The 7,069-nt window shown below is 57.3% G+C and carries 6 protein-coding genes; 4 read left to right on the top strand and 2 right to left on the bottom strand.

From position 1 onward, the window contains the following. Positions 1-221 precede the first annotated feature (221 nt). Together EQV90_RS18365 and EQV90_RS18360 are read right to left on the bottom strand one after the other, a co-directional pair. Entirely contained in the window at positions 222-1,442 is a 1,221-nt protein-coding gene (locus tag EQV90_RS18365) for a CaiB/BaiF CoA-transferase family protein (RefSeq protein WP_240878523.1), read from the bottom strand. 14 nt (positions 1,443-1,456) lie between these two features. Then, the gene (locus tag EQV90_RS18360) at positions 1,457-2,638 is read right to left on the bottom strand and encodes an acyl-CoA dehydrogenase (RefSeq protein ID WP_003438163.1); all 1,182 of its coding nucleotides are present in this window, start codon (positions 2,636-2,638) and stop codon (positions 1,457-1,459) included. A gap of 157 nt (positions 2,639-2,795) precedes the next feature. Between EQV90_RS18360 and EQV90_RS18355 the strand changes: the two genes are divergently transcribed. The 4 genes from EQV90_RS18355 (at position 2,796) to EQV90_RS18340 (ending at position 7,017) form a co-directional block, all read left to right on the top strand. After that, a complete protein-coding gene (locus tag EQV90_RS18355) occupies positions 2,796-3,692 on the top strand; it encodes a LysR family transcriptional regulator (protein ID WP_010657074.1) in 897 nt (298 codons plus the stop codon). Positions 3,693-4,128: 436 nt separating this feature from the next. Beyond that, positions 4,129-5,250 carry a Re/Si-specific NAD(P)(+) transhydrogenase subunit alpha gene (locus EQV90_RS18350; RefSeq protein WP_127196922.1) on the top strand — a complete coding sequence of 374 codons (1,122 nt, stop codon included), beginning with the start codon at positions 4,129-4,131 and terminating at the stop codon, positions 5,248-5,250. A gap of 10 nt (positions 5,251-5,260) precedes the next feature. Further along, positions 5,261-5,584 carry an NAD(P) transhydrogenase subunit alpha gene (locus tag EQV90_RS18345; protein ID WP_003438157.1) on the top strand — a complete coding sequence of 108 codons (324 nt, stop codon included), beginning with the start codon at positions 5,261-5,263 and terminating at the stop codon, positions 5,582-5,584. Beyond that, positions 5,581-7,017 carry an NAD(P)(+) transhydrogenase (Re/Si-specific) subunit beta gene (locus EQV90_RS18340; RefSeq protein ID WP_003438156.1) on the top strand — a complete coding sequence of 479 codons (1,437 nt, stop codon included), beginning with the start codon at positions 5,581-5,583 and terminating at the stop codon, positions 7,015-7,017. Before EQV90_RS18345 ends, EQV90_RS18340 begins: the two co-directional genes overlap by 4 nt. Positions 7,018-7,069 lie beyond the last annotated feature (52 nt).

Below are 7,069 nucleotides of genomic sequence, written 5' to 3'. Positions count from 1 at the left end.
ACCTCATTTCCTGCTTCGATGACTTGAAGCTGACACTGCCGAAGAACCATCCAACTCATTGAAACTCAAGGAGTTTTCCGTTTCGACTGCGCCGGAAGTGGGCGAATTATAGGCCGTTGGAATTCTGAGTCAAGGGCTAATTGAGTGACTCTATCAATTAACCCAAAATCATACCCGCCACGCATATATAGAGGGGTGCTGACGCACCCCTCTATATATAGCTACAGCACACCCGCCTCACGCAGGGCTTCCACCAGCCCATGCTCCAGCCCCAACACTCGCTCCAGGACCTGTTGCGTATGCTCCCCCAACAAAGGAGGCGCATTACGGTACTCCACCGGCGTCTCGGATAAACGGATCGGGCTCGCCACCTGCGGCACCAGGCCAGCCAGCGCATGGGGCAGCTGCATCGACAGCCCACGCGCCTGGACCTGCGGATCTGCAAAGACCTGCGCCAAATCATTGATTGGCCCACACGGCACGCCAACCGCCTCCAGCTGCGACACCCACTCAGCCGTAGTCTTGAAAACTGTTGCCTGCCTTATAAGGGGCACCAGCACTGCGCGATTGGCGACACGCTGCTTGTTACTCGCAAAACGCGGGTCATCACTCCACTCGGGACGACCAGCCACTTCAGCAAACTTGCGAAACTGACTGTCGTTACCCACCGTAAGGATGAAGTCGCCATCGGCCGTAGGAAAATCCTGATACGGCACGATATTCGGATGAGCATTGCCAAGACGCTGCGCAGCGACACCTGTAGTCAGATAGTTCATCGCCTGATTCGCCAGGCAAGCCACCTGCACATCCAGCAGCGCCATATCAATATGCTGACCGTGGCCACCCTGCTGCCGATGGGCCAGGGCCGCCAGAATTGCCACCGTCGAGTAAAGACCAGTCAATATATCCGTCAGCGCCACACCAACCTTTACCGGCCCCGCCCCCTCGTCGCCCTCAGGCCGACCAGTCAAACTCATCAGGCCGCCCAGACCCTGAATCATAAAGTCATACCCGGCCCGCTTGGCGTAAGGCCCGGTCTGTCCAAACCCGGTAATCGAGCAGTAGATCAACTCTGGATTCAACGCCTTGAGCGACCCATAGTCCAACCCGTAGGCCTCCAGCCCGCCAACCTTGAAGTTTTCGATCAAGATGTCGGACTTCGCAGCCAGTTCTCGCACCAGTCGCTGACCTTCCGGCTTGGTGAAGTCGATCGTCACTGACTGCTTGTTACGATTGGCCGACAGGTAATACGCTGCCTCCCCCGTACTCTCGCCATACGCATCCTTCAGGAACGGCGGCCCCCAGGCGCGTGTGTCATCACCATTGCCGGGGCGCTCGACCTTGATGACCTCAGCCCCGAGGTCAGCAAGTATCTGCCCCGCCCACGGCCCGGCGAGAACCCGCGACAAATCCAGCACCCGCAAATGCGACAAAGCACCCATGAGCCGAGCTCCTGTTAATAGAACGCCTGAAGACCGGTCTGCGCACGCCCAAGAATCAAGGCATGCACGTCATGCGTCCCTTCATAGGTATTCACTACTTCCAGGTTGACCAGGTGACGCGCCACGCCGAACTCATCGGAAATACCGTTGCCGCCCAACATGTCGCGAGCCATACGGGCGATATCCAGCGACTTGCCGCACGAGTTGCGCTTCATGATCGATGTAATCTCCACCGCCGCAGTGCCTTCATCCTTCATCCGCCCCAGACGCAGGCAGCCTTGCAACGCCAGGGTAATCTCGGTCTGCATGTCAGCCAGCTTTTTCTGAATCAGCTGAGTCGCTGCCAAAGGCCGCCCAAATTGATGGCGATCCAGGGTGTACTGACGCGCGGTGTGCCAGCAGAACTCGGCAGCACCCAATGCACCCCACGAGATCCCGTAACGCGCCGAGTTGAGGCAAGTAAAAGGCCCCTTCAGACCGCGAACATCCGGAAAGATATTCTCTTGAGGCACAAACACGTTATCCATAACGATTTCGCCCGTGATGGATGCACGCAAACCAACCTTGCCGTGAATCGCAGGCGTGCTCAGACCCTTCCAGCCTTTTTCCAGAACAAAGCCACGAATGTCGCCTTCATCATCCTTGGCCCAAACCACAAACACATCCGCGATCGGGCTGTTGGTGATCCACATCTTGCTGCCCGTCAGGCTGTAGCCGCCATCCACAGAGCGAGCACGGGTAATCATCGCACCCGGGTCGGAACCATGGTTCGGCTCTGTCAGACCAAAGCAGCCAATCCATTCACCCGAGGCCAGCTTGGGAAGATACTTCTGCTTCTGCGCCTCAGTACCAAACTCATTGATCGGAACCATCACCAGAGACGACTGCACGCTCATCATTGAGCGATAACCCGAGTCGACCCGCTCTACTTCACGGGCAATCAGACCGTAGCTGACATAGTTCAGACCGCTGCCGCCGTACTGCTCAGGGATCATCGCCCCCAGCAAACCTGTCTCACCCATCTCACGAAAGATCGCCGGGTCGGTCTTCTCATTACGGAAAGCTTCAAGAACACGCGGCGCCAGCTTGTCCTGGGCAAATTGCTCAGCGCTGTCGCGCACCATGCGCTCCTCTTCAGTCAGTTGCTGATCCAGCAACAGTGGATCAATCCAGTTGAAGCTTGCTTTACCCGCCATCAGAGAACCCTCGTGAAATAGATCAAATGTCGTAGATCGATCCTAGGCCGCCCTTAATAGAAGGACAAACGAGGATTACGCACCCTGTTATGATAATTTCTCACTCTGTAGCCAATGAAAAAGCCATTTATGGCCGTCTTTAGTGAGGATGTCGTACATGCGCCGCAAAATCCCCAGCACCACAGCCCTGATCAGCTTTGAGGCAGCGGCGCGCCACGAAAGCTTCACCAAGGCCGCACAAGAACTATCTCTCACCCAAGGGGCCATTTGCCGACAGATAGCCAGCCTCGAATCGTTCATTGGCGTAGAACTGTTCAGACGCTCCAAACGCGGGGTAAAGCTGACCGAAGCCGGCCTTTCCTACAGTCGGCGGGTTGCAACTCAACTGGATGCAGTAGAACGGGACACCCTGTCCGTCATGGGCCAACAAGGCGCCAACACCATTGAACTGGCCCTTGTCCCTACCTTCGGCACTCAATGGCTGCTACCCCGTCTGAAGGACTTTCAGCAACAACACCCGGACGTCACGGTCAACCTGACCAACCGAACACGCCCCTTCCTGTTCGCCGACACCGATTTTGACGCGGCCATCTACTTCGGTGATGCCGACTGGTCCGGCACATCGTCCTACCGCCTGATGGGTGAAAACCCGGTACCGGTATGCAGCCCTTCTTTACTGGGTGCAGCCCAACACCTGAGCGCAGAAACCCTCGCAGAACTGCCCCTGCTGCAACAAACCACTCGCCCCTACGCCTGGCGACAGTGGTTTAACGCACAGGACATGAACGTGCCACGCGACATGACCGGCGCACGTTATGAGCTGTTTTCGATGCTGGCCCAGGCCGCCATGCACGACATGGGGGTCGCCCTGATCCCGCCTTTTCTGATTCAGCGCGAACTGGCCGAGAAGCGCCTGGTGATTGCCAATGAACGCCCGCTTTCCAGCACCAAGGCTTACTACTTAATGATCCCCGAGCGCAAAATTGAATCGGCCTCTCTGCAGGCCTTTCGCGACTGGCTGATCAAGCAGGCCGCGATCTACAGCCTTACCTGACTCCCCGCATCGTCCGGACAAACTATGTAGTGATGCATAAAAAAGCACTACATATATAAGCAAATGTCGCTATTTTACACTCGTTACTTTTGTCTAACTGGACAAACCTGCAAGGCAGTAACCACGCGGCCTGCAGGGTATTTCCGAAAGTTATGCTGCGATAACCAAAAGAAATCTGAAAAAAACTCAAAAACCCCCTCAAATCATTACAAGCCATGTATTCAAAGGGCTGCAGCTGACCCTTGCGACATTCGGTCACTGCATGACTTGTAGTTAATATCCCGTCACCCTCCATAAGTTCTTGAAGGCCAAAAAAATCGACGGCAGAATGCCCCGCCCCACCTGCATTCAGGCGGGGTCGTGCTGATCGGCCGCCCCAGATGCACCACTCGTAGTGCGCTGGCTTTCTTATAAAAGATCACGCAGGAGATATGACGTGCACATTGGTGTTCCTCTCGAAACCCAACCGGGTGAAACGCGGGTTGCTGCAACCCCCGAAACCATCAAGAAGCTGATCGGCCAAGGCCATAAGGTGACTGTTCAAAGTGGCGCCGGTGTTAATGCCAGCGTTATTGACAGCGCCTATGAAGCTGCAGGCGCGACTATTGGCAGCGCCACAGATGCATTCAGCGCCGAGCTGATTCTGAAAGTCGTCGCCCCGAGCGACAGCGAACTGGCCCTGATCAGTAGCGGCACCGTACTGATTGGCATGCTCAACCCGTTCAGCAATGAAACCATTGCCAAACTGGCCGAACGCGGGATCACCGCCTTCTCTCTTGAAGCCGCCCCCCGTACATCCCGTGCGCAAAGTCTTGATGTGCTGTCATCCCAGGCCAACATTGCCGGTTACAAGGCAGTTCTGGTCGCCGCTCACCACTATCCGCGCTTCATGCCGATGCTGATGACTGCCGCCGGAACCGTTAAAGCTGCACGGGTGCTGATCCTGGGTGCCGGTGTTGCGGGTCTGCAGGCGATTGCCACCGCCAAGCGCCTGGGTGCCGTCATCGAAGCGTCGGATGTACGACCTGCGGTTAAAGAGCAGATCGAATCCCTGGGCGCCAAATTTGTCGACGTACCCTACGAAACCGACGAAGAACGCGAATGCGCCGTCGGCGTCGGCGGTTATGCCCGACCAATGCCTGCCAGCTGGATGCAGCGCCAGGCTCTGGCCGTTCACGAACGCGCCAAGCAGGCCGACATTGTTATCACCACCGCACTGATTCCGGGGCGCAAGGCACCTGTGTTGCTGAGTGCAGAAACCGTCGCGCAAATGAAGCCCGGTTCTGTGGTCATCGATCTGGCAGCGGCCCAGGGCGGCAACTGCCCGCTGACCGTTGCCGACCAGGTCGTGGTCGAGCACGGGGTCACCATCGTCGGCTACACCAACCTGCCTGCCATGGTTGCCGCAGACGCCTCCGCGCTGTACGCCCGCAACCTGCTGGACTTCCTCAAGCTGGTCTTCACCCCTGAAGGGCAGTTCCAGATCAACCTTGAAGACGACATCGTCGCCGCGTGCCTGATGTGCCGCGACGGTCAAGTCGTGCGCAAAAACGGCTGAGGATAAAAACATGGAAGAGCTCATCTCCCCCGGTATCTACAACCTGATCATCTTCGTGCTGGCTATATATGTCGGTTATCACGTGGTCTGGAACGTAACCCCTGCATTGCACACGCCCCTGATGGCCGTCACCAACGCCATCTCCGCCATTGTGATCGTGGGCGCCATGCTTGCCGCCGCACTGACGGTCACGCCACTGGGTAAAACCATGGGCACCCTGGCGGTCGCACTGGCAGCCGTAAACGTATTCGGTGGATTTTTGGTCACCCGGCGCATGCTGGAAATGTTCAAGAAGAAAGCACCTAAAGCCAAAGAAGAGGTGCGCAAGCCATGAGCATGAACCTGGTCACTGTTCTTTATCTGGTTGCATCGATCTGCTTTATTCAGGCGCTGAAAGGCCTGTCGCACCCGACCACCTCACGCCGCGGCAACTTCTTCGGCATGCTTGGCATGGGTCTGGCGGTAATCACCACCGTCGGCCTGATCTACAAACTGGGCAGCGAAATTGCGACCGCAGGCATCGGCTACGTGATTGTCGGCCTGTTGGTAGGCGGCACCGCAGGCTCGATCATGGCCAAACGTGTCGAAATGACCAAAATGCCTGAGCTGGTCGCTTTCATGCACAGCATGATCGGCCTCGCGGCAGTCTTCATTGCCATCGCTGCGGTGGTAGAGCCGCAATCGCTGGGCATCGTCAAACATCTGGGCGACGCCATCCCTGCCGGTAACCGTCTGGAACTGTTCCTCGGCGCGGCCATCGGTGCCATTACCTTCTCCGGTTCGGTCATCGCCTTCGGCAAGCTCTCGGGCAAATACAAGTTCCGCCTGTTCCAGGGCGCACCGGTACAGTTCAACGGTCAACACAAACTGAATCTGGTACTGGGCCTGGCCACGCTGGCACTGGGCATCACCTTTATGCTGACCGGCAACCTCAATGCCTTCGCACTGATGCTGGCATTGGCGTTCGTACTGGGCGTGCTGATCATCATCCCGATTGGCGGCGCCGACATGCCGGTCGTGGTCTCGATGCTTAACAGCTACTCCGGCTGGGCAGCGGCAGGCATCGGCTTCTCGCTGAACAACTCGATGCTGATCATTGCCGGCTCGCTGGTCGGCTCTTCGGGTGCGATCCTGTCGTACATCATGTGCAAGGCGATGAACCGCTCGTTCTTCAACGTGATCCTCGGCGGCTTCGGTGGCGCAGTCGATACCGCAGGCCCGGCAGGCTCGAAAGAAGCGCGCCCGGTGAAATCCGGCTCGGCTGACGACGCCACGTTCCTGCTGATGAACGCCGACACCGTGATCATCGTTCCGGGCTATGGCCTGGCCGTGGCACGGGCCCAGCATGCACTTAAAGAACTGACCGAGAAGCTGACCCATCGCGGCGTGACCGTGAAGTACGCCATTCACCCGGTAGCGGGCCGCATGCCCGGCCACATGAACGTACTGCTGGCCGAGGCAGAAGTGCCTTACGACCAGGTGTTCGAGATGGAAGACATCAACTCCGAGTTCGGCCAGGCCGACGTGGTGCTGGTACTGGGCGCCAACGACGTGGTCAACCCGGCGGCCAAGAACGATCCTAAATCGCCGATTGCCGGCATGCCGATCCTCGAAGCCTATAAAGCCAAAACCGTCATCGTTAACAAACGGTCCATGGCCAGCGGCTATGCCGGTCTGGATAACGAATTGTTTTATCTGGATAAAACAATGATGGTCTTCGGCGACGCGAAGAAAGTTATTGAAGATATGGTTAAAGCGGTCGAGTAACATCCCCGCCCCTGCAACACCGAGAACCCCGGAGCTGAATTGGCCGGGGTTT

The sequence above is a fragment of the Pseudomonas sp. TMW22089 genome, assembly GCF_022496645.1.
Lineage (GTDB): Bacteria > Pseudomonadota > Gammaproteobacteria > Pseudomonadales > Pseudomonadaceae > Aquipseudomonas > Aquipseudomonas paraversuta.
The sequence above is the reverse complement of the archived record's forward strand: the minus strand, read 5'-3'. Positions and strand labels throughout refer to the sequence as shown.

What these genes read in the sequence shown, in the direction of transcription:
- EQV90_RS18365 (WP_240878523.1), bottom strand. Translation starts at nt 1,442, where the DNA reads ATGGGTGCTTTGTCGCATTTGCGGGTGCTGGATTTGTCGCGGGTTCTC.
- EQV90_RS18360 (WP_003438163.1), bottom strand. Translation starts at nt 2,638, where the DNA reads ATGGCGGGTAAAGCAAGCTTCAACTGGATTGATCCACTGTTGCTGGAT.
- EQV90_RS18355 (WP_010657074.1), top strand. Translation starts at nt 2,796, where the DNA reads ATGCGCCGCAAAATCCCCAGCACCACAGCCCTGATCAGCTTTGAGGCA.
- EQV90_RS18345 (WP_003438157.1), top strand. Translation starts at nt 5,261, where the DNA reads ATGGAAGAGCTCATCTCCCCCGGTATCTACAACCTGATCATCTTCGTG.
- EQV90_RS18340 (WP_003438156.1), top strand. Translation starts at nt 5,581, where the DNA reads ATGAGCATGAACCTGGTCACTGTTCTTTATCTGGTTGCATCGATCTGC.